The 390-nt window shown below is 46.4% G+C and carries 1 protein-coding gene; it reads left to right on the forward strand.

The annotated features are described in order from the left end of the window. A partial coding sequence (locus tag ACNKXV_RS13430) for an ROK family protein (protein ID WP_417908243.1) occupies nt 1–390 on the forward strand: 390 nt, incomplete at both ends.

Here is a 390-nt window from a genome sequence, read left to right on the forward strand (position 1 = left end):
CTTCCAGGCATGATTTCCAAAGACCGCATGACTCCATTGGAGATCCCGGCCATTCCTGATTTGAATAATTTTCCTCTTAAAGCAAGCCTAAAGGAGCGATATCCTCACCACGATTTTTATCTGGAAAATGACGCAGCTGCAGCAGCTATCGGTGAGTTTCATTATGGAAAAGGAGATGTATCGGACAATTTCCTTTTCATCACGATGGGTACAGGAATTGGAAGCGCTTTGGTGCTGGACGGACAGGTGTTTAAAGGCTCCAGAGGCAATGCCTTGGAAATGGGGCACATGCTTTCCCGAGGAAATGCCGGTTTGGAAACCTTGATAGGGAGAAATGGCATTTTAAGAATTATGGCCAATTTGGTGGCCGCATATCCAGAAAAGGCAGGG

Origin of the sequence: Christiangramia aquimixticola, assembly GCF_048285835.1 — a bacterium.
GTDB lineage: Bacteria > Bacteroidota > Bacteroidia > Flavobacteriales > Flavobacteriaceae > Christiangramia > Christiangramia aquimixticola.